The following is a 19645-nucleotide window of genomic DNA, read 5'->3' as shown; positions in this document are numbered from 1 at the left end:
ATGTTCTTCAGACCCAAGCTTTTCGACGCCCTCCAAGGCTACACATCTGAGAGGTTTTTCAAAGACGTGGGCGCAGGCTTGACCGTGGGCGTGGTGGCCTTGCCCTTGGCCATGGCCTTTGCCATTGCTTCAGGCCTGAGCCCGCAGTCCGGTTTGTTCACCGCCATCATTGCGGGCTTTTTGATTTCTTTATTGGGCGGCAGCCGGGTGCAAATTGGCGGGCCAGCGGGCGCCTTCATCGTCATCGTCTACGGCATTGTGGAGCGCCATGGCGTGGCCAACCTGATCTTGGCCACCGCGATGTCGGGCGTGCTGTTGTTTGCCATGGGCCTGCTCAAGCTGGGCAACCTGGTCCGATTCATCCCCGTGGCCGTGGTGATTGGTTTCACCAATGGCATTGCCGTGTTGGTGGCCTTGTCGCAAATCAAAGATTTTTTGGGGCTGAATGTGCCCAACATGCCGGCCGATTTTTGGGGCATTTTGCAAACCTTGGGGCAAAACCTGGGCGCATTCAACCCCTGGGCATTGGGCATGGCCAGCGCGGGCGTGCTGGTGTTGTTGGTCTGGCAAGCGGGGGGGCGGCGCCTGGTCCACGCGCCTTCGCCGTGGGTGCGTGGCGTGGCCAGTATGCCCGGCTCCATCGTGGTGCTGGTGTTGGCCACGGCACTCACCGCCTGGTGGGGTTTGCCATTGGAGACCATTGGCAGCCGCTTTGGTGGCATTCCCTCCAACCTGCCCAGCTGGGTGTGGCCCGAGTTCAGCTGGGCCAGCGCCCAAGCCTTGGTCATGCCCACCCTCACCCTGGCTTTGCTCGGGGCGATTGAATCGCTGCTGTGCGCCCGCGTGGCCGACGGCATGATTGGCGACCGCCACAACCCCAACCAAGAGCTGATGGCCCAAGGCGTGGCCAACTTTGTCACGCCATTTTTCGGGGGCATGCCTGCCACCGGCACCATTGCCCGCACCGTGACCAACGCCAAAAGTGGTGCCACCAGTCCAGTGGCGGGCATGGTGCACGCCTTGACTTTGTTGGTGGTGATTGGGGTGGCCGCCCCTTTGGCCTACCACGTGCCCTTGGCCGCTTTGTCGGCGATTTTGATGTTTGTGGCCTGGAACATGGGCGATTGGCGCGCCTTTGGACAGCTGCGGCAATTTCGCCTGCCCTACCGCGTGACCTTGCTGGCGGTGTTTGTGCTGACCGTGGTGCTGGACCTGACTGTGGCGGTGGAAGTGGGTTTGTTTGCCGCTGGCCTGACCTTTATTTACCGCATTTCCAGCCTGACCCGGGCCGAGGCCGTGCCCATCCCGCCAAGTGTGGCAAGCCATGAACCGCAAGTGCGCGCTCACAGGCTGCATGGGGCTTTGTTTTTTGGGGCGGTGCGCTTGATCGAGGCCATGGAAGACGATTTGCCCAGCCAAGCCCTGGTGCTGGACTTGAAAAACCTGATTTACATGGACTCATCAGGGGCAGATGCCATGCTGGCCTTGGCGCGCTTGTGCACCGCAAAAGGCGTGCACCTGGTGCTGTGCGGCCTGGACCACCAGCCCATGGACATGGCGCGCCGCTGTGGCTTGGTCAATTTGCTGGGCACTGGCTCACTGGCGCCGGATTTGGCCACCGGCCTGGCCCAGGCCCGGCCCGTGACCTTGACGTGAAAGCAAACTTCACCATCTCCACCCCAGGCGGCTCAGGCCCTCAATCCACCACTCGCCACGGATCAAGGCAAATGGTGCTCCCGGCGATGACCTTCGGGGTGGGCTCAGGCGGTCGGTAAAATGGCCCGAAAGGATTTCCCCATGTCGATTTTTCGCCGCCCAGATTACCAGTCGGATGTGACTCAGTTCATCACCCAGCTCAAGTCCGACAAGCCCAGCTTGGAGGCCGAGCAGCGCCAAGGCCGCGCCCTGTTGTGGGACAAAACCATTGACAGGCAAACCTCGGCCGAATTCGCCGCCGCCCGAGTGGCCCAAAAGCCTTACGTCTATCACCCGCAAGCGTGAGCGACAACGCCGCACCCGGCCCGGCAGACACGGACTTGCTGGGCGACCCACCCCAAGCCAGCGCCGCCACCGGCTTTGATTTGAACTCTGAGCACGCCCCCTCTTTGGCAGCCATGCCCCAGGTGGTGGACCACATTGCTGTGGCCCGCTTGTATGGCGAACCGCTGTTCAAACTGCCCACCGACCTCTACATCCCGCCCGATGCATTGGAGGTCTTTTTGGAGGCCTTCGAAGGGCCGCTGGACCTGCTGCTGTATTTGATCCGCAAGCAAAACTTCAACATCCTCGACATCCCCATGGCGGCCCTGACCCGCCAGTACCTGACCTATGTGGACGAGATTCGCACCCACAACCTGGAGTTGGCGGCCGAATACTTGCTGATGGCTGCCATGCTCATTGAGATCAAGTCGCGCATGCTGCTGCCCCCCAAGAAGGTGGCCGAGGGCGAAGAGGCCGAAGACCCGCGTGCCGAGTTGGTGCGCCGCTTGCTCGAATACGAGCAAATGAAACTGGCCGCGGCCCGCCTCAACGAGCTGCCCCAGTTTGGCCGCGATTTTTTGCGCGCCCAGGTCTACATCGAACAATCGCTGCAACCGCGCTTTCCAGAGGTGGATGTGGTGGACCTGCGCCAAGCCTGGGCCGACATCGTGCGCCGCGCCCGCTTGGTCGAGCACCACAAAATCGCCCAAGAAGAACTCAGCGTGCGCGAACACATGAGCATGGTGCTGAAAAAATTACAAGGTCGCAAATTTGTTGAATTTAGCGACTTGTTTGAGGCCCACAAAGGCGTATCCGTGTTGGTGGTGACCTTTATCGCCGTGCTGGAGCTGGCCAAAGAGACCTTGATTGAGGTCACCCAAGCCGAGGTCTATGCCCCTATTTATGTGCGGTTGAGCTATACCCCCGCATAATTTTCGCCTCACCGAGGCCACCCCATGACCGTTTCCCACGCTGCCACCCCTTACGGGACCTTGCCACCCGCGTCCGAGCTGCCCACGCGCAAGCCGATCAGCCTGCCGCGCTTGAACGACATGCGCGCGCGCGGCGACAAGATCACCATGCTGACCGCCTATGACGCCACCTTTGCCGCCGTGGCCGATGCGGCGGGGGTTGAGTGCATTTTGGTCGGCGACTCTTTGGGCATGGTGTGCCAAGGCTTGCCCAGCACCGTCGGTGTGAGCCTGGAGACCATGCGCTACCACACCGAAAGCGTGGTGCGCGGGCTGCGCCGAGTGCAAGGCACGGCTTGGGTGATTGGCGACCTGCCCTTTGGCAGCTACCACGAGTCGCGCGAACAAGCCCTGCGCAGCGCCTTGGTGCTGATGCAAGCCGGTGCCCACATGGTCAAGTTGGAAGGCGGTGGCTGGACCACCAAGACCGTGCATTTTTTGGTCGAGCGCGGCATACCCGTGTGCGCCCATTTGGGGCTGACCCCGCAAACCGTGCACGCCTTGGGCGGCTACCGGGTGCAGGGGCGCGAGCCAGAGGCTGCGGCCCAACTGCACCGAGAGGCCGTGGACTTGCAAGACGCCGGGGCCAGCATGTTGGTGCTGGAAATGGTGCCAGCCGTTCTGGCCAGCAGCCTGACCCTGGCCCTGCCGCGCTGCCACACCATTGGCATTGGCGCGGGCGATGGCACAGCAGGTCAAGTGCTGGTGATGCACGACATGCTGGGCATCAACCTGGGCAAAAACCCGAAATTTGTGCACAACTTCATGACCGGTGCCGACAGTGTGCAAGCGGCCATGGCTGCTTATGTGGCTGCGGTCAAAAGCGGCCAATTCCCCGACAACGCGCTGCACGCTTGGTGATGCTGTTCACCCTTCGCGCTGTTCTTTAAGCACCCTTTCCATGCTCATCGCCCGAACCATCGACGAATTGCGCCAGCACCTTGCCGCAGCCCACAAGCCGGCCTTTGTGCCGACCATGGGCAATTTGCACGAAGGCCATTTGACCTTGCTGCGCCAGGCCAAAACTTTGGGCGACTTGAGCGTGGCGAGCATCTTTGTCAACCGCTTGCAGTTTTTGCCGCACGAAGACTTTGACAGCTACCCCCGCACCTGGGCCGGTGACTGCGCCCAACTCGAGGCCGAGGGCTGCGACCTGCTGTTCGCGCCCGATGAAGCCGAGCTGTACCCCCAGCCGCAAACCTTCAAGGTGCAACCCGACCCGGTGTTGGCCGATATCTTGGAAGGGCAGTTTCGCCAGGGCTTTTTCACGGGCGTCAGCACCGTGGTGATGAAACTCTTCATGGCCGTGTTTGCTGGCAAAGCCAAAGGTGTGGCGGTGTTTGGCAAAAAAGATTACCAACAGCTGATGGCGATTCGCCAAATGGTGCGCCAGTTTGCCCTGCCCATTGACATCAGCGGCGTGGACACCTGCCGCGCCCCAGATGGTTTGGCGCTGAGTTCGCGCAATGGCTACCTGAGCCAAGCGGAACGCGCGGAGGCAGTGCAACTGTCGCTGGCGCTGCGCCAATTGGGCCAAGACGCTTTGGCCTCAGGACCAGCCTTGCCCGCCCAATTGCCCCTGTTGGAAGCCCAAGCCATGGACCACCTGCGCCAGCGCGGCTGGCAACCCGACTACCTCACCGTGCGCCGTCGCCAAGACCTGCAAGCCCCGCAAGCGGGTGATGCACTGGTGGTGCTGGGCGCGGCGAAGTTGGGGGCCACGCGATTGATTGATAACTTAGAGATTTGAGGGAAATTTAAACTACAAAATAAGAGTCACTCAACTTCGTCTTGCACTATTTCCAGAAAACCACGTGCAGTTTGCGCTGGTAGATCAAGCAATGACTCTTTAGTGCGTTCTTTGGATTCTGCGGTAATTTGATAGAAAGTCAAAGTGGGATCGAATCCACCAACAACTAGGTGAATAGTGTAGAAAAGGTCTTCTGATATCAGGGGTAATCAACCGGAAAGTGGCAAAGACAAGACTAATAAAATTTTCAAAAGTTGGCTTAGTTTTAAAAACTTAAGTATTAAAAATTACACCAACTACTTTACGCCATTTATAATTCATTTTTCATTCAATATTAAATTCAAATTCATGCCCGCTCACACCGATCTGCTGCGCCTGCGCCTGGCCGCTGGCCCCCATTCGGGCACGCAATTGGCTAAAGGGTTGGGCATCAGCCAGCCCACGGTGTCACGGGCTTTGGCGGCCATGGCGGGCGAGGTGCTTCAGTTGGGGCAAAAAAAAGGCTCGCGCTATGTGTTGCGCGACACAGGTCGCGGTTTTGGTGATGTGCCCGTGTTTCGCGTGGATGCCCAAGGCAAACTCCACGAGTTGGGCGTTTTGACACCCGTTCGGCCCGATGGTTTTGTGTTCACCCAAGCCGATGGACTTCAAGTCCATAGCGATGGTTTGCCCTGGTGGTTGCTGGACATGCTGCCGCAAGGCTACTTGGGCCGCGCCTATGCAGCGCACCATGGGGCCACGCTGGGCTTGCCAAGCAACCTCAAGGAATGGACTGACAACCACGCCCTGCGGGCTTTGCTGGTGCATGGGCACGATGGGGTGGGCAACTTGTTGCTGGGCCCCACTTCGCGAGAAAAGTTCATCGGCATGCCAGAACCCACTGCTGTGCCCCTATTGGATAAACCAATAGCCTATGCCCACCTGGCCCAGGGTGCTTCACAAGGCGATTCACCCGGTTCTTCAGCAGGTGGCGAGCAACCCAAGTTCACGGCCTATGCCCAAACCAGCGCAGGCCCCGCGCATGTGTTGGTCAAGTTCAGCGAATTGCCCGACAACCCCGTGAGCCAGCGCTGGCGCGACCTGTTGTTGGCTGAAAACTTGGCTTTGAACACCCTGCGCCAAGCCGGCGTAGCGGCGGCGGTTTCCACTGTGGTGGACCACGCTGGCCAACGGTTTTTAGAGGTGATGCGCTTTGACCGCGCCGGTGCGATGGGGCGCAAAGCCGTGGTGTCTTTGCGGGCGCTGGACGCCGAGTTTGTGGGTGACGCGCACCAACCCTGGCCGGTGGTGGTCAGTCGATTAGCAGGTTTGGGCGTGGTGCCGCCCGAAGCCGCCGATGCCACCGAGTTTCTGTGGGCTTTTGGTGTTCTCATCGGCAACACCGATATGCACGCAGGCAATTTGTCTTTTGTGTCTAACACAGGCCGCCCCTACCACCTGGGCCCGGCGTACGACATGACGCCCATGGCATTTGCACCCAACAGCGGCGGCAAGTTGAACAACACCATCCCCAGCTTGACGCTGCACGCCAGTGTTCGCAATAGCCATTGGCGACAAGCCTTGGCCTTGGCCCAAAGTTACTTGACGACCCTGCGAAACTGCACCCAGTTCAGCGACGGGTTTCAAGTTTGTATTGATGCGCTAGAAGTTCATCTCAACAGCGCCAGTCAACAAATTTCGCGCTTGGGTTGAAAGCGCTTATTCGCCCTTAGCGCCTCGCCCCATCAACGCCGCCACGGCCTGCTGCGGCGTGGTGTGGCCTTGCAACACCGACACCACCGCTTGGGCGATGGGCATGTCCACGCCCAGGTGCTGGGCGCGTTGCACCACGGTGTGGGCGGTGTACACGCCCTCGGCCACATGGCCCAGGGCTTGCAAAATAAGGGGCAGGCTTTTGCCTTGCGCCAAGGCCATGCCGACTTGGCGGTTGCGGCTCAGGTCGCCAGTGGCGGTGAGCACCAAGTCGCCCAAGCCACTCAAACCCATGAAGGTATCGGCGCGCGCACCCATGGCCAGGCCCAAGCGGGTGATTTCTGCCAAGCCGCGCGTGATGAGGGCCGCCCGGGCGTTCAAGCCCAGTTGCATGCCGTCGCACAAGCCGGTGGCTATGGCCAAGACGTTTTTGACCGCGCCACCCACCTCCACGCCCACGATGTCATCGTTGCCGTAGACGCGCAGGCTGGGGCTGTGAAACACCGCGGCCATGCGCTCACGCACCAAGGCATGGGCACTGGCCGCGACCAAGGCCGTGGGTTGGCCGCGCGCGACTTCGATGGCAAAACTCGGCCCGCTCAAAGCGCCACCCATCAATGAGGGACTCACGGCATGGGCCACCTCGTGGGGCAAAGGACCGCCATCTTCTGGCGCAAAACCTTTGCACACCCACACCACCGGTGTGGCGCCAATGTGTGGCGCCAAGCTTTCCAAGGTGCTGCGCAGCGCAGCCACAGGGGTGGCCAACACCAACAAGTCCAAGCCCGGCAACAAGTCGGCCACGGGCCCGTGGCTGATGTGCAAAGCGCTGGGCAAAGCCACGCCGGGCAGGTATTGGGTGTTGCAGCGTTCGCGCTGCAAAGCTTGCGCATGGGCCGGGTTGCGCCCCCACAGCACCACATGATGTTGCTGCGCGGCACTGATGGCCAATGCCGTGCCCCAGGCACCGGCGCCCACCACGGCCACCTTCATGCTGTGGGTGCTCACGCCAACATCCGTGCGCGCTCAGTGGCTCATTGAACGGCGGGGTTGGCCGCTGCTTGCAGGGCCTGCTGCTCGTACATGGCCTGGAAGTTGATTTCGGTCAAGTGCACCGGCGGAAAGCCTGCGCGCTGCACCACATCGGCCACATTGCCTCGCAGGTAGGGGTAGACGATTTGCGGACACGCAATCCCCACCAACGGGCCCATTTGGTCTTCGGGAATGCCGCGCACTTCAAAAATGCCGGCTTGTTTGGCCTCGACCAAAAACACGGTTTTGTCTTGGATTTTGGTGGTCACCGTGGCGGTGACGGTGACTTCGATCACCCCGTCAGCCACGTTTTCTGCGGCCAAGGCCAATTGGATGTCCACCGAAGGCTGCTCTTGCGACAACAAAATGCCGGGAGAGTTGGGCTGCTCCAAAGACAAGTCCTTGAGGTAAATGCGTTGAATTTGGAATACGGGGGCTTGGTCTTCGGCCATGACGGGGTTCCTTGTGCGAAAAAAATCCCGACCGGACATGCGCCCAGTCGGGTTGGGTGGGGAAGATTATCTCAGGTTGAGGGGTGCAACAAAGGCTGCAAGCCGCCACGGCCGTCCAGGGCAATCAAGTCGTCGCAGCCGCCCACATGCACGTCACCGATGAAGATCTGGGGCACCGTGCGCCGCCCGGTGATGGACATCATGTGGGCCAACTGGCTCGGGTCGGTGTCGATGCGCACTTCTTCGATGTGCTCCACCCCTTTGGACTTGAGGATGTTCTTGGCCCGAACACAGTAGGGGCAGACCGCGGTGGTGTACATCTTGATGGGGGGCATGGGGGTCCTTTCAGGTCTGGATCGGGTGAGGCAATTCAAGGGTCTGGGGTGGGGCGCAGGGGTTAGGCCTTTTCGGTGGGCATGTTGGCGTCGCGCCAGGCCTTGAGGCCGCCTTGCAAACAAAACACCTGCTCGTAACCCAATTTTTTGGCGCTGGCCGCGGCACGTTGGGCGCGCTGGCCCGATGCACACACCATCAACAAGGGGGTGGTTTTGTTTTTCGCCACTTGGGGCAGCTGGGCCTCGAGTTGGTCCAAACCGAGGTTGTGGGCGTCCACGACATGCCCAGCGGCAAATTCTTCGGGGCTGCACACATCAATGACCACGGCTTTTTCGCGGTTGATTTTGAACACAGCGTCATTCACGCTCAAACCAGGGGCGCTGAAGCCTTGCAAAGTGGGCCACAAGAGCAAAAGTCCAGAGCTCAGCGCGATGCTGATGAGCATCCAATTGTCGGCAATGAAAGTCAACGGGTGTCCTGTTCTGTGGGGGTGGAAAACGACCATTCTAAAATCACCCGCTTTGCCCTGCCCTCAGACACCTCAAAAGACCATGTACAAGCTTGTCCTTCTTCGCCACGGCGAATCCACCTGGAATTTGGAAAACCGCTTCACCGGCTGGACCGATGTGGACCTCACCCCCACTGGGGTGACCCAGGCCCAAGCCGCCGGTCGCTTGCTCAAAGCCGAAGGTTTTGAATTTGATGTGGCCTACACCAGCGTGCTCAAGCGCGCCATCCACACCCTGTGGCATTGCCTGGACGGCATGGACCGGCCCTGGCTGCCGGTCACCCACAGTTGGCGCTTGAACGAGCGCCATTACGGGGCATTGCAAGGCCTGAACAAAGCCGACATGGCCAAGCAATATGGCGCCGAGCAGGTGCTGATTTGGCGCCGTAGCTATGACACTCCGCCCCCTGCCCTGAGCGAGAGCGACCCGCGCAGCGAACGTGGCGACCCCCGTTACGCTCAACTGCCCGCCGAGCAAGTGCCACTGACCGAGTGCTTGCAAGACACCGTGGCGCGGGTGCTGCCGTTTTGGAACGAGTCCATCGCGCCCGCCATCTTGTCCGGGAAACGGGTATTGGTGGCGGCTCACGGCAATTCCATTCGGGCCTTGGTGAAATACCTCGACCAAGTGTCGGACCAAGACATCGTGGGCTTGAACATCCCCAACGGCATCCCCTTGGTGTACGAGCTTGATGCCCAACTGCGCCCCTTGGGTCACCGTTATTTGGGCGACCCAGAAGCGGCCGCCAAGGCCGCAGCGGCAGTGGCCCAACAAGGCCGCGCTTGATGCACCCAGGCCAATCCAATAAGGCGAGATGGGCCTTGCCCCAGCATGGCCATGCACGGCCCCCGTGCTCGTTGTATATTGCACACTTATTCATTCGCGGCTGCGGCAGGACAACATGGGTCAAAAACTGAAAATCGTGAGTTGGGTCTCGATTGGCGTTTTGGTGGGTTCTTTGACCACCTTGTCGCTGCATTCGGGCGCCCGCAGCGCCATGTCTCCGCTGCCGCTGGAAGAGTTGCAACAACTCGCCGCCGTGTTCAGCATGGTCAAAAGCGACTACGTCGAAGCGGTGGATGACAAAAAACTCATCTCCGACGCGATCGCCGGCATGGTGTCCAGCCTGGACCCGCATTCACAATACTTTGACAAAAAATCCTACAAAGAGTTTCGCGAAGGCACCGCTGGCCGGTTTGTCGGCGTGGGCATCGAAATCACCCAAGAAGACGGTTTGGTGAAAGTGGTCTCCCCCATTGAAGGCTCACCCGCCGACCGGGGAGGCATCAAGTCGGGCGACCTGATCACCAAGGTGGACGACACTGCTGTGCGCGGGCTGAGCTTGAACGAGGCTGTCAAACGCATGCGCGGCGAGCCGCGCACCAAAGTGGTTTTGACCATTTTCCGCAAATCAGAGAACCGCACCTTCCCCGTCACCATCGTGCGCGAAGAGATCAAGGTGGTCAGCGTCAAAGGCAAACCCATCGAGCCCGGCTACGGTTGGGTGCGTTTGACCCAGTTCCAAGAGCGCACGGTCGAGGACATGGTCAAAAAGCTGGAAGACATTTACAACCAAGACCCGCAACTCAAAGGTCTGGTGCTGGACTTGCGCAACGACCCCGGCGGTTTGCTCGACGCGGCGGTGGCGGTCTCGGCTGTCTTTTTGCCTGACGATGTGACCGTGGTATCCACCAACGGCCAGCTCGAAGAAAGCAAATACGTTTACAAGGCCTCGCCCCAGTTCTACCTGCGACGTGGAGCCGACCCCGTGCGCCGCCTGACCGAAACGACCAAGGGCATTTATAAAAAGATACCGCTGGTGGTGCTGGTCAACGAAGGCTCGGCCTCAGCCAGCGAAATCGTGGCTGGCGCCTTGCAAGACCACAAACGCGCCACTGTGATGGGCAGCCAAACCTTTGGCAAAGGCTCGGTGCAAACCGTGCGCCAGTTGGGCCCCGACACCGCCTTGAAAATCACCACAGCACGCTACTACACCCCCAGTGGCCGCTCGATCCAAGCCAAGGGCATCGTCCCCGATGTGTTGCTCGACGACACCTTGGAGGGCAGCCCCTTTGCCGTGCTGCGCACCCGCGAAGCCGACCTGGAGAAACACCTCAACAGCGGCCAAGGCGCTGAAGTGAAAGACCCGGCGCGTGAAAAGGCCCGCGAGGCAGCCCTCAAACGCTTGGAGGAAGAGTCCAAAAAGCCCAACAGCGAACGCCGCCCGCCCGAGTTGGGCAGTGCAGAGGACTTTCCGCTGCAGCAAGCCATCAACCAGCTCAAGGGTCGCCCGGTGGTGGTCAGCAAAACCCAAACCGAACGACCTGCTGCGAAAAAGGAGCAATGACCGACGACCAGTTGCTGCGCTACTCTCGCCACATCTTGCTCGATGAGGTGGGTGTAGAAGGCCAGCAACGGTGGCTCGATGCGCATGCCCTGGTGATTGGTGCCGGGGGTTTGGGCTCCCCAGTGGCGTTGTACTTGGCCGCCAGCGGTGTCGGCCACATCACCGTGGTGGACCACGACCACGTGGACCTGACCAATTTGCAACGCCAAATTGCCCACACCACGGCCCGTGTGGGCCACCCCAAAGCCAGTTCAGCCGCCTCGGCCATGCAAGCCCTCAATCCCGATGTGCAGGTGCACGCCCTGACCGAACGGGCCGATGCCGCGCTGCTCAACACCTTGGTGGCCCAAAGCCATGTGGTGATCGATTGCTGCGACAACTTTGAAACCCGCCAAGCGGTGAACGCCGCCTGCGTGCAACACCGGGTGCCGCTGGTCTCGGGTGCGGTGATCCGCTGGGATGGCCAGGTCACGGTGTTTGATCCGCGCGAAAGTGCCTCACCGTGTTACGCCTGCGTGTTTGCACCCGACCACCCCCCGCCCGAAGTGCAATGCGCCACCATGGGGGTGCTGGCACCTTTGGTGGGCGTCATTGGCAGCTTGCAAGCCGCCGAGGCCCTCAAATTACTCGCGGGCGTGGGCACCAGCTTGATGGGCCGCTTGCAAATGCTCGATGGTCGGCACATGGCTTGGAGCGAATTGCGCTTGCCACGACAGCCCGATTGCCCAGTGTGCGGCAGCAGGCAGGCCCGCTGAGCGGCCTTCACCTCATGGGCATGGCCCGTGGCGTTGACGAAATTCACGTGGGCGCATGGCTTGGGGCTGGCCAAACAAACCCAGTCGGTTGATGGCCGCTTGCTGCTGCTGAAAGGCATAAGGACCGGGGTCGCGGCGAAATTGGTATGACCAGGCATGGCCTTGCGCCACCAACCGAGCGCCCACATCTTCGCCATTGACAAACACCTGGGCCAACCAGCGGCCATGGTCATCCACATCATTCAATTGCACCGTGACACGCTGGCCCCACACCAACCGGGCCAAGGCTTCGCGCGACTGCATGCCCCAGGCCTGGCACACCTCGGGCGCGTCAATGCCTTTGATGCGCAGTTTCTGGCTGGCCCCACCTTGGGCTGGCTGCACATGCAAGGTGTCGCCATCGACCACTTTGGTGACCCAGCCCACCCATTGCGATGCGGGCGTGCCAAGGTTTGCGCTCTGGGCAACGGGTTGCAGAGGTGGGGCCGCACCCTCGGCCCAAGCCACAGATCCTGCGACCAGCGCCACCCAGGGCACGATCAACCAAAGGCCAGCACGGGCCATGGCCCGGCCATGGATGAACAGTTGTGGCAAATGACCCATGGTGTGCGGCCCAGTCTTCGGGGTTGCGGAGGCTGTTGAAATCAAATTTGCGGGGCTGGCCAAGGGGCGGTGACGATCCACCCCTCCAAAGGGTCGAGCTGCGCGGGCAAGCCGCACAAGGGGTCGCCTTGCGCGCGGCGCTGGGCAGCCCAGGCGGCTTGCATCAAACACAACACCGCGTCCAAGCTATCGGCGCTGGCGTCCTCTGCCAAAGCGTCGCGCTGGGCATGGCTGAGCACCAAACGCATGTCCAAGGCCTGGCCCATTTCCATGGCATGGATCAGGTCTTTGCGGGCAATCAATCGCTCAGGGGTTTGTTTGGCGCGGTCGTCGCTTTTGTAACTGCGCCCCCCCAGCACCGCGCGGGCCAGATAGCCGGGATAGGCCTCCAAGGCAACGCGGCGCGGGTCACCTGGGTGCAAACCTGGGAAATGCACCCCGGCTTGGATCAACCAGGGCACCCCCGCATGCAGCATGAAGGCCACAGGCGGGTTGACCCATTTCATCGACGGGCTTGAGCCCGCAGGGCCATCGGTGGCGCGGTGGGCAAATTTATGGCCCACGGGCCTGGCATCGCAAAAGGCTTTGAAGCTGGCCCGAATTTGTGCGCGATCCAAACTGGCGTAATGGTCCATGCATGCGCGCCAATCGAGCGGCCAATTCAGCTGCGTCACCAATGCACGCGGCAGACCAAAGGGCAGGTCAAAGCCGCCCACCCAGTCACCGTCTTGCGCCATCACCTGGCCCCATTCGGTCAGGCTGTCACAGCGCTGCAAACGGTCCAGGTGCACGCGCGCACCCTGACAGCGGCCCCAGGCCAACACAATGGGTTTGCGTCGGGATGGGCTGCTGCTGAAGTCGCAGCCCAGAACGGCCAGCATGGCCCGGTCAGCCGCGCCCAATGATGGAGGCGGTGGCCATCAACTCTTCCAGCAAGGCCAGCGACACGCTGCCAGAAACAGCGTAAGGGTCGAGGTCGTGGGTTTCCGAGTACTTGAGAACAATGGAGGTGTTCAAGCGCGTGAGGTTGACCTGGCCCATGGTCCAACCGCCAAAACGGCGCTCTTTGATTTCTTCGTACAACAAGATGACCACATCGCGGTGGCGTTCGTCGTTGGCGATTTGGTGATACAGGGCATTGACCTGGTTGCGCCCGCCCTCCAAGGCCTGCAGGTAAATGCCACCGCCATAGCACAAGATGCCGGTGATGCCACTGGACAAATTGTGTTCGCGCGAGGACGCCAAGATGGAGTCGGTGGGGCTGCCGCTGGTGGGGTTGACGGCGCGGCTGACATAAATCATTCGAACCAGCATGGGGTCAATCCTTTTGTGGGATGAGGGACAAAAATTCGCGGCGCAAATTGGGGTCTTTCAAAAAAGCCCCGCGCATTACCGAATTGATCATGCGGCTGTCCATGTCTTTGACGCCGCGCCAAGCCATGCAAAAGTGGGTGGCTTCCATCACGATGGCCAAACCATCGGGCTGGGTTTTGACCTGGATGAGGTCGGCCAACTGGACTACCGCCTCTTCTTGGATTTGTGGCCGGCCCATCACCCATTCGGCCAAACGGGCGTACTTGGACAAGCCAATCACATTGGTGTGCTCGTTGGGCAACACACCAATCCAAATTTTGCCAATCACCGGGCAAAAGTGGTGGCTGCAAGCGCTGCGCACGGTGATGGGGCCGACGATCATCAGCTCGTTGAGGTGCTCGGCGTTGGGGAATTCAGTCACCGTGGGCGAGGTCACATAGCGGCCACGAAACACCTCGTTGATGTACATCTTGGCCACACGGCGCGCTGTGTTGCCGGTGTTGTGGTCGTTGTCGGTGTCAATCACCAGCGAGTCCAACACGCCCTGCATCTTGATTTCCACTTCATCGAGCAAGGCCTCCAAGTCGCCAGGCTCCAAAAAGTCAGCAATATTGTCATTGGAGTGATAACGCTTGCGCGCCGCCGCCAAGCGCTGACGGATTTTGACGGACATGGGCGTGCCCACATCGGGTTGAGCGGCGCTGGACGCAGGTGGATTGGGCTTCAACATGCACAGATGGTATCAGCCAAGCCATGTCCCCCAAGGGCCAGATGGCTTCCCCTCAGTAGCGCTTGCCACTGATGAAAATCGCCAAGCGCAACAAGCCCGCCGAAATGGCGTCCAAGGCGCGTGCCACCCAACCCCGGTGGGCATGTTCAGCAGGCTGAATTTGGTGTGCGCCTTCATGCAAGGCCTGCGCCAGGCGAAGCTTGAGCACCCGCGCCAATTCAGGATCGCGCGCCACCACATTGGCCTCACGCGCCAGCAGCAGGCTCAAGGGGTCGAGGTTGGACGAACCCACCGTGACCCACTGTGCATCGATCACCGCCACTTTGGCATGCATGAAACTGGCGTGGTATTCGTGGATGTGAACGCCAGCAGCGAGCAAGGGGCCATACAAGTGGCGGGCGGCGCGATAGGGCACCACATGGTCGTAATGGCCCTGAACCAGAATGGTGATGCGCACACCACGCTGGGCCGCCGCCAGCAAAGCTCGGCGCAAACGCGCACCGGGGTAAAAGTAGGCGTTGGCAATCCACACCTCGTTGCGTGCACGACCCAAGGCATGCAAGTAGTGCCGCTCAATGCGGGTGCGGTGGCGCAGGTTGTCGCGCAACACCAAGCGCGAGCGGCCCGTTGTCAGGCGCTGGCGGTCTCCTGCCGCTTCTTTGAGGGCTTCAACCGCCGCCGACAGCTTGCTGTCGCGCCAATCACGCACGGCTTGGGTGCGCCACCACAGTTGGCGCATGGTGTGGCGCACATCGTTCACCAACGGCCCCTGCAAGCGCACCGCAAAATCCAAGCGGGGTTGGCGCAAAGTTGCCTGTGTTTGGCCCTCAAAAAAGTCATCCAACACATTGATGCCGCCACAAAATGCCACCGCGCCATCGACCATGCACAGTTTGCGGTGCAAGCGCCGCCAGCGACTGGGCACCAACAGACCCAAAGGCGCCACCGGTTCAAAGGTTTGCCATTGCACGCCGGCTTGCGCCAAGCGTTGCTGCCACTCCACAGGCACCACAGGCGTGCCCACCCCATCGACCACCACACAGGTTTGCACCCCGCGCTGCGCGGCGCGCTCCAAAGCTTGGGCCACTTCAGCCGCAGCGCCATGGAAATCGAAAATATAGGTTTCCAAATGGATCTCATGCCGCGCCCCATCCATTGCTTGGATCATGGCCGGAAAGAGCGCGCGGCTGCCTTCCAACAAGCTGATGTGTGCCGCGCTCGAACTGGGGTTCATCTCAGAACGCAAATTCAGCGGTCAGTGGCAGGTGGTCCGACATGCGCGCCCAAATCGCGCCATGCGGGGTGTGGCTGTTCAACGGGCGCAAACCCCGGGCATAAATGCGATCCAGTTGCACCATGGGCATGCGCGCGGGAAAAGTGGGTGTGGGCAAACCATGGTGGCAACGCAAACCCATCTGGGCCAAGGGCCGGTCCAGGCGCCGCGCCCAATCATTGAAATCACCAGCCACAATCAACGGGGCATGGGCCGGCACTTCACGCTCGACAAAATCAAACAAGCGCCGCACCTGGCGCAAGCGCGAGCCCGCCAGCAAGCCCAAATGCACCACGATCACATGCACCTCGCGCTGGTCCACGCTGAGCTGCACATGCAGCAAACCGCGCTGCTCAAAGCCGTGGTCAGAAATATCTTCATGTTGATGACCCACCACCGGCCAGCGCGACAGCAAGGCGTTGCCATGCTCGCCATGGCGCGTGATGGCATTGGTGCGGTACACCGCCACAAAACCCTCGGGGCGCAAAAAATCGGCCTGCGGCATGTCGGGCCAACGCGCAAAATGCCGCTGGCCCAAGCGGTGTGCCTTGCGCACCTCTTGCAAACACACGATGTCCACGTCGAGCTGCTCAATGGCATGGCCCAGGTTGTGGATTTCCAAGCGCCGCGCCGGCCCCAGACCTTGCACCCCTTTGTGGATGTTGTAGGTGGCCACGCGCAAGGTTTGCAGGCCCGTCATGTCGCCCCTTCTGTTGCGGGCGGGGGCGCTGTTCGCTGCGCGATTTGGCGTGGCAACATCAATATCGCTTCGGCATTCGATGGGGAAAACACCTCGTCGGCAGCCGCCAGCCAAGGCAGCCACCGGTATTCGGTGTGTTCGCTGGGGCTGAGCACAATCGGGCTGTCAGCCGGCACTTGCAGGCCAAACACATGCTCGGTGTTGCGCCGCACGCCAGGGGCGTAGCGCGGCCAGTATTGGGGGTAAATGTCGTAGATGTTTTCCAAGCCCCAATCCCACAACACACAAGCCGGTGCGTTCACGTCCAAACCCGTTTCTTCGGCCACTTCGCGGGCAGCGGTTTGGGCGTAGCTCTCTCGCGCATGGTCTTTGCTGCCGGTGACCGACTGCCAACTGCCCATGTCGGCACGGCGCAGCAGTAACACCTGCATCTCGCGGGTGTGGATGACCACCAACACGGATTGGGGCAATTTATAAGAGGGCGTCATGGGTGGTGGGTTGCAATGCTGAAAGCAGGTGTGCGTCGCAAGCATTTTGCTCCCGGGGTGTTAATAGCTGGCCCCTTACCGCTTTGGGAAACCGCCGGGTACTTCGATGGCACGCCTGAGGCGGTATTTTTGAATACAAAAAAATGCCTTTTTGACAAGCGTCGACACACCATAATCATTGACATTGTTTTACCCCGGATTGTCGGCTTTGCAAGGCTGGCCAGGCCCCAGCCCCATGCACCGCACCATCTTCCAAACCCCCATCGTCAACACCTTGCTGCGCGGTTTTTCCGTGGCGTTTTTAAAAGCCACGGGATGGAAAATCGAAGGCCACCTGCCGGTGGAGGGCCAAAAAAGCGTGTTGATCGCCGCACCCCACACCAGCAACTGGGACCTGCCCTACACCTTGATGGTGGCATTTGCCTTGCGCCTGAACATTTACTGGATGGGCAAGGTGCAAATTTTTCGCTTTCCGTTTCGCGGCCTGATGATGTGGCTGGGCGGTATTCCGGTGCAACGCGACAAGGCCAATAACCTGGTGGCCGCCTCGGCCCAAGCCTTGATGGAAGCCGAAGGCCCGGTGCAATTGGTGGTGCCCCCCGAAGGCACGCGCAGCCACACTAGGTATTGGAAGACTGGTTTTTATTACATTGCCACAGGCGCCCAAGTGCCCATCGTTTTGGGCTATTTGGACTATTCCCGCAAAGTCACCGGCCTGGGCCCGGTGTTTGAGCCCAGTGGCGACATCGAGGCCGACATGGCCCGCATCAAGGCCTTTTACGCGCCCTTCAAGGGCAAAAACCCGCAGCAATTCGCCACCGACTGATCAGCTCGCGCTGACGGTTGCGCGCTGGCGTGACGGCAAGGGGTCCGCTTGCACCCGCAGAGGCGGGGCTTGGTGGGCGTCGATCATTTTCAGGGCCAGCTCTGGCGTGGCCGACAACCAGTGCTGCCACTGGTCCGGCGGCAAGAGCACTGGGCTGCGTTTTTCTTCACCGGGTTTGTGAAAGCGCTTCAACACCGGGTGGGCATCGGCATTCACCGTGAGCATGGCAAAAGAGGCCACGATTTGCTGGGTTTCGGGCTCGACCCAGCGCTCCCACAAACAAGCCAAACCCAAGGGCGTGCCGTTGTTGTCGGCAGCGATCGACCAGCGCACGGCACGGCCGGTCTCGTAACAAGGCTCATAAAAGCGATCGACCACCAACAATGCATATTGGCGCGATTGCCAGGCATGGCGAAAACTGGGCTTGGCTGAGGCGGTTTCGCTGCGCGCGTTGTAGGTGTGGCGGCCCTGACCCAGGTCTTTGGCCCAGGTGGGGATCAGGCCAAATCGGGCCAAGCCTGCCGCGTGCCGCTCTTGGCGGTGGCTGCGCAACACGATGGGGGCCAGTTGCCCGGGAAAGACTTCTTCAGGATGCCCTTGGGGCCAGCTGACACCCAAGGCCTGGGCCGCCCATTCGGTTTGTCGGGTGGGTGTGAAATTGGTGCACATGGGTGCGCCAGCTGATCACCACTCGTCGTCGTCCATGGGGGCCTGGCCCACGTCCCAGCTGTCCCCGCCCGCACCCGCATCAAACGCACCCATGTCGGGGCGGCTGGGGTTGTCAAACGGCACATAACCTGCGCTGTCGTTTGCAGGGTTGGCCGCGTTGCTGCTGGCGGCAGGGTTGGTTTGGCTGGCGCCGCCCTCCATGGCCTTGGACAAGGCATAGCCCGCCGCCAAGCCGGCCACGCCGCCCAAAACCGCACCGCCCATGGCGCCCATGCCACCCGCTGCGGGGGCAGCGGCTGGTGGGTAATGCGCCTGGGCTGGGGCTTGGGGCGCGTATTGGGCACCAAAGCCGCGCTGTGCGGGGGCTGCGGCCTGCGCCGGGGTCAGGCCTGAACCAATGATGCCGCCCGTGGCCATGGTGGCGCCGGCATAGGCCGTGGGCTGCCCGGCTGGGGGCATGCCCGCAGGGGCTGTTGAGTGGGCGGCTGGTGCGGCCATGGCAGAGGCCGCAGCAGCGCGGCGGCGCAGGACCAAGCCCAACACCACCAAGCCTGCGGCCGCGATCCACACATACATCAGGTTGAAACCGCCACTGGGGGCTGGGCTGGCTGGCGCCGCTTGGGTCACTGGCGCCGCAGGAGGCGCCACATCGGCCTTCGCGCTGGCAGGGCTGGGTGCACCGCGCACCTGGGCGAGCACCGTGTCATAGGTTTTGGCAAAAGCCTCTGGGCTGGTGGCGAACTTGAGCGTGGGGTCGATGGTTTTGGCTTGGTCCAAAGCCTGTTGGGCCTCGAAGTATTTGCCTTGGCGCGCCAACACCTGGCCCAACTCATAGTGGGCCTTGGCGCTTTGGGGTTTGGCCTGCAAAACCTCGCGCAGCATGGTCTCGGCCTGGGGCAGTTGGCCCGCACCCACGGCAGCCTCGATGTCTTTGGGGCTGGGCAGGGCCAAAGCCCAACCCGCGGCCAAGGCCAAGGTCAGGGCGAGCAACATGCGTTGCAACCGCGTTTGGAAAGAGTGGTTCATGGGGCAATCCTTTGACAGTTCGACAGGTGGGTCATTGCAACACAGGTCACGGCCAAAACCATGACAAAGCCTTGTGGGCGCTGGGGCCAATGGGTGAGCATGTACCCACCCTCGGCGTAAATGGGGCGCACCCAGCGCTTCGCAAGTGCTGGGCAAAGGGTCCCACACAAGCGCTCAAACGGTTTCAATGCA

Annotated in this window: 23 protein-coding genes; 10 read left to right on the top strand and 13 right to left on the bottom strand. The window is 61.1% G+C overall.

Annotation, left to right across the window (positions count from 1 at the left end):
* The 6 genes from AC8GFZ_RS09200 (at position 1) to yjjJ (ending at position 6393) form a co-directional block, all read left to right on the top strand.
* Entirely contained in the window at positions 1-1656 is a 1656-nt protein-coding gene (locus AC8GFZ_RS09200; protein WP_506644579.1) for a SulP family inorganic anion transporter, read from the top strand.
* Positions 1657-1797: 141 nt separating this feature from the next.
* Positions 1798-2001, top strand: a complete 204-nt coding sequence (locus AC8GFZ_RS09195) for a DUF3460 family protein (protein WP_506644578.1) — start codon at positions 1798-1800, stop codon at positions 1999-2001.
* A 113-nt stretch (positions 2002-2114) separates the two neighbouring features.
* Positions 2115-2912 (top strand): segregation and condensation protein A, encoded by a 798-nt coding sequence (locus AC8GFZ_RS09190; protein WP_506645106.1) that lies wholly within the window; start codon positions 2115-2117, stop codon positions 2910-2912.
* A gap of 24 nt (positions 2913-2936) precedes the next feature.
* Positions 2937-3812 (top strand): 3-methyl-2-oxobutanoate hydroxymethyltransferase, encoded by an 876-nt coding sequence (panB, locus tag AC8GFZ_RS09185; protein ID WP_506644577.1) that lies wholly within the window; start codon positions 2937-2939, stop codon positions 3810-3812.
* 40 nt (positions 3813-3852) lie between these two features.
* A complete protein-coding gene (gene panC, locus AC8GFZ_RS09180) occupies positions 3853-4701 on the top strand; it encodes a pantoate--beta-alanine ligase (RefSeq protein WP_506644576.1) in 849 nt (282 codons plus the stop codon).
* Between the two features lie 348 nt (positions 4702-5049).
* On the top strand, positions 5050-6393 hold the full coding sequence (gene yjjJ / locus AC8GFZ_RS09175) for a type II toxin-antitoxin system HipA family toxin YjjJ (protein WP_506644575.1): 1344 nt from the start codon (positions 5050-5052) through the stop codon (positions 6391-6393).
* Between the two features lie 6 nt (positions 6394-6399).
* Here yjjJ and AC8GFZ_RS09170 read toward each other — a convergent pair whose 3' ends face one another.
* From AC8GFZ_RS09170 to AC8GFZ_RS09155, 4 genes are all read right to left on the bottom strand, one after another.
* Positions 6400-7386: an NAD(P)H-dependent glycerol-3-phosphate dehydrogenase gene (locus AC8GFZ_RS09170; protein ID WP_506645105.1), complete on the bottom strand. Its 987-nt coding sequence runs from the start codon at positions 7384-7386 to the stop codon at positions 6400-6402.
* A 41-nt stretch (positions 7387-7427) separates the two neighbouring features.
* On the bottom strand, positions 7428-7877 hold the full coding sequence (gene secB / locus AC8GFZ_RS09165) for a protein-export chaperone SecB (RefSeq protein WP_506644574.1): 450 nt from the start codon (positions 7875-7877) through the stop codon (positions 7428-7430).
* 71 nt (positions 7878-7948) lie between these two features.
* A complete protein-coding gene (gene grxC, locus AC8GFZ_RS09160) occupies positions 7949-8212 on the bottom strand; it encodes a glutaredoxin 3 (RefSeq protein WP_506644573.1) in 264 nt (87 codons plus the stop codon).
* Positions 8213-8274: 62 nt separating this feature from the next.
* The gene (locus AC8GFZ_RS09155) at positions 8275-8682 is read right to left on the bottom strand and encodes a rhodanese-like domain-containing protein (protein ID WP_506644572.1); all 408 of its coding nucleotides are present in this window, start codon (positions 8680-8682) and stop codon (positions 8275-8277) included.
* An 82-nt stretch (positions 8683-8764) separates the two neighbouring features.
* Here AC8GFZ_RS09155 and gpmA point away from each other — a divergent pair, with 82 nt between their 5' ends.
* The 3 genes from gpmA to AC8GFZ_RS09140 all read left to right on the top strand — a co-directional run bounded on the left by gpmA (position 8765) and on the right by AC8GFZ_RS09140 (position 11824).
* Positions 8765-9508 (top strand): 2,3-diphosphoglycerate-dependent phosphoglycerate mutase, encoded by a 744-nt coding sequence (gene gpmA, locus AC8GFZ_RS09150; protein WP_506644571.1) that lies wholly within the window; start codon positions 8765-8767, stop codon positions 9506-9508.
* Between the two features lie 115 nt (positions 9509-9623).
* A complete protein-coding gene (locus AC8GFZ_RS09145) occupies positions 9624-11069 on the top strand; it encodes a S41 family peptidase (RefSeq protein WP_506644570.1) in 1446 nt (481 codons plus the stop codon).
* Positions 11066-11824 (top strand): HesA/MoeB/ThiF family protein, encoded by a 759-nt coding sequence (locus AC8GFZ_RS09140; RefSeq protein ID WP_506644569.1) that lies wholly within the window; start codon positions 11066-11068, stop codon positions 11822-11824. Before AC8GFZ_RS09145 ends, AC8GFZ_RS09140 begins: the two co-directional genes overlap by 4 nt.
* A gap of 12 nt (positions 11825-11836) precedes the next feature.
* Here AC8GFZ_RS09140 and AC8GFZ_RS09135 read toward each other — a convergent pair whose 3' ends face one another.
* Genes AC8GFZ_RS09135 through nudB form a run of 7 tightly spaced genes read right to left on the bottom strand, consistent with a single transcriptional unit; the run spans position 11837 to position 16932 of the window.
* A complete protein-coding gene (locus AC8GFZ_RS09135) occupies positions 11837-12427 on the bottom strand; it encodes a thermonuclease family protein (RefSeq protein ID WP_506644568.1) in 591 nt (196 codons plus the stop codon).
* A gap of 41 nt (positions 12428-12468) precedes the next feature.
* Complete coding sequence (locus tag AC8GFZ_RS09130) at positions 12469-13308, bottom strand: DUF429 domain-containing protein (protein WP_506644567.1); 840 nt, start codon at positions 13306-13308, stop codon at positions 12469-12471.
* A gap of 7 nt (positions 13309-13315) precedes the next feature.
* Positions 13316-13741, bottom strand: coding sequence for a BLUF domain-containing protein (locus AC8GFZ_RS09125; protein ID WP_506644566.1), 426 nt, complete (start codon positions 13739-13741; stop codon positions 13316-13318).
* 4 nt (positions 13742-13745) lie between these two features.
* Positions 13746-14471: a GTP cyclohydrolase I gene (gene folE / locus AC8GFZ_RS09120; protein ID WP_506644565.1), complete on the bottom strand. Its 726-nt coding sequence runs from the start codon at positions 14469-14471 to the stop codon at positions 13746-13748.
* A 52-nt stretch (positions 14472-14523) separates the two neighbouring features.
* The gene (gene clsB, locus AC8GFZ_RS09115) at positions 14524-15705 is read right to left on the bottom strand and encodes a cardiolipin synthase ClsB (protein ID WP_506644564.1); all 1182 of its coding nucleotides are present in this window, start codon (positions 15703-15705) and stop codon (positions 14524-14526) included.
* A gap of 1 nt (position 15706) precedes the next feature.
* On the bottom strand, positions 15707-16444 hold the full coding sequence (locus AC8GFZ_RS09110) for an endonuclease/exonuclease/phosphatase family protein (RefSeq protein ID WP_506644563.1): 738 nt from the start codon (positions 16442-16444) through the stop codon (positions 15707-15709).
* Positions 16441-16932 carry a dihydroneopterin triphosphate diphosphatase gene (nudB, locus tag AC8GFZ_RS09105; RefSeq protein ID WP_506644562.1) on the bottom strand — a complete coding sequence of 164 codons (492 nt, stop codon included), beginning with the start codon at positions 16930-16932 and terminating at the stop codon, positions 16441-16443. Before nudB ends, AC8GFZ_RS09110 begins: the two co-directional genes overlap by 4 nt.
* Before the next feature lie 235 nt (positions 16933-17167).
* On the opposite strand from nudB, the gene AC8GFZ_RS09100 reads away from it, so the two are divergent.
* A complete protein-coding gene (locus tag AC8GFZ_RS09100) occupies positions 17168-17758 on the top strand; it encodes a lysophospholipid acyltransferase family protein (protein ID WP_506644561.1) in 591 nt (196 codons plus the stop codon).
* Here the strand turns inward: AC8GFZ_RS09100 and AC8GFZ_RS09095 are convergent, their stop codons facing one another.
* Together AC8GFZ_RS09095 and AC8GFZ_RS09090 are read right to left on the bottom strand one after the other, a co-directional pair.
* Positions 17759-18427, bottom strand: a complete 669-nt coding sequence (locus AC8GFZ_RS09095; RefSeq protein ID WP_506644560.1) for an SOS response-associated peptidase — start codon at positions 18425-18427, stop codon at positions 17759-17761.
* 15 nt (positions 18428-18442) lie between these two features.
* A complete protein-coding gene (locus tag AC8GFZ_RS09090) occupies positions 18443-19453 on the bottom strand; it encodes a tetratricopeptide repeat protein (RefSeq protein ID WP_506644559.1) in 1011 nt (336 codons plus the stop codon).
* Positions 19454-19645 lie beyond the last annotated feature (192 nt).

Source organism: Limnohabitans rimovensis (SeqCode), from assembly GCF_965234775.1.
Taxonomy (GTDB): Bacteria; Pseudomonadota; Gammaproteobacteria; order Burkholderiales; family Burkholderiaceae_C; genus Limnohabitans; species Limnohabitans rimovensis.
This window is presented reverse-complemented; position numbering and strand designations above follow the sequence as displayed.

What these genes read in the sequence shown, in the direction of transcription:
- AC8GFZ_RS09135 (WP_506644568.1), bottom strand. Translation starts at nt 12,427, where the DNA reads ATGGGTCATTTGCCACAACTGTTCATCCATGGCCGGGCCATGGCCCGT.
- AC8GFZ_RS09195 (WP_506644578.1), top strand. Translation starts at nt 1,798, where the DNA reads ATGTCGATTTTTCGCCGCCCAGATTACCAGTCGGATGTGACTCAGTTC.
- AC8GFZ_RS09170 (WP_506645105.1), bottom strand. Translation starts at nt 7,386, where the DNA reads ATGAAGGTGGCCGTGGTGGGCGCCGGTGCCTGGGGCACGGCATTGGCC.
- AC8GFZ_RS09095 (WP_506644560.1), bottom strand. Translation starts at nt 18,427, where the DNA reads ATGTGCACCAATTTCACACCCACCCGACAAACCGAATGGGCGGCCCAG.
- panB (WP_506644577.1), top strand. Translation starts at nt 2,937, where the DNA reads ATGACCGTTTCCCACGCTGCCACCCCTTACGGGACCTTGCCACCCGCG.
- AC8GFZ_RS09100 (WP_506644561.1), top strand. Translation starts at nt 17,168, where the DNA reads ATGCACCGCACCATCTTCCAAACCCCCATCGTCAACACCTTGCTGCGC.
- secB (WP_506644574.1), bottom strand. Translation starts at nt 7,877, where the DNA reads ATGGCCGAAGACCAAGCCCCCGTATTCCAAATTCAACGCATTTACCTC.
- AC8GFZ_RS09130 (WP_506644567.1), bottom strand. Translation starts at nt 13,308, where the DNA reads ATGCTGGCCGTTCTGGGCTGCGACTTCAGCAGCAGCCCATCCCGACGC.
- folE (WP_506644565.1), bottom strand. Translation starts at nt 14,471, where the DNA reads ATGTTGAAGCCCAATCCACCTGCGTCCAGCGCCGCTCAACCCGATGTG.
- AC8GFZ_RS09110 (WP_506644563.1), bottom strand. Translation starts at nt 16,444, where the DNA reads ATGACGGGCCTGCAAACCTTGCGCGTGGCCACCTACAACATCCACAAA.
- gpmA (WP_506644571.1), top strand. Translation starts at nt 8,765, where the DNA reads ATGTACAAGCTTGTCCTTCTTCGCCACGGCGAATCCACCTGGAATTTG.
- panC (WP_506644576.1), top strand. Translation starts at nt 3,853, where the DNA reads ATGCTCATCGCCCGAACCATCGACGAATTGCGCCAGCACCTTGCCGCA.
- yjjJ (WP_506644575.1), top strand. Translation starts at nt 5,050, where the DNA reads ATGCCCGCTCACACCGATCTGCTGCGCCTGCGCCTGGCCGCTGGCCCC.
- AC8GFZ_RS09090 (WP_506644559.1), bottom strand. Translation starts at nt 19,453, where the DNA reads ATGAACCACTCTTTCCAAACGCGGTTGCAACGCATGTTGCTCGCCCTG.
- AC8GFZ_RS09145 (WP_506644570.1), top strand. Translation starts at nt 9,624, where the DNA reads ATGGGTCAAAAACTGAAAATCGTGAGTTGGGTCTCGATTGGCGTTTTG.
- AC8GFZ_RS09140 (WP_506644569.1), top strand. Translation starts at nt 11,066, where the DNA reads ATGACCGACGACCAGTTGCTGCGCTACTCTCGCCACATCTTGCTCGAT.
- grxC (WP_506644573.1), bottom strand. Translation starts at nt 8,212, where the DNA reads ATGCCCCCCATCAAGATGTACACCACCGCGGTCTGCCCCTACTGTGTT.
- AC8GFZ_RS09125 (WP_506644566.1), bottom strand. Translation starts at nt 13,741, where the DNA reads ATGCTGGTTCGAATGATTTATGTCAGCCGCGCCGTCAACCCCACCAGC.
- AC8GFZ_RS09190 (WP_506645106.1), top strand. Translation starts at nt 2,115, where the DNA reads ATGCCCCAGGTGGTGGACCACATTGCTGTGGCCCGCTTGTATGGCGAA.
- nudB (WP_506644562.1), bottom strand. Translation starts at nt 16,932, where the DNA reads ATGACGCCCTCTTATAAATTGCCCCAATCCGTGTTGGTGGTCATCCAC.
- AC8GFZ_RS09200 (WP_506644579.1), top strand. Translation starts at nt 1, where the DNA reads ATGTTCTTCAGACCCAAGCTTTTCGACGCCCTCCAAGGCTACACATCT.
- clsB (WP_506644564.1), bottom strand. Translation starts at nt 15,705, where the DNA reads ATGAACCCCAGTTCGAGCGCGGCACACATCAGCTTGTTGGAAGGCAGC.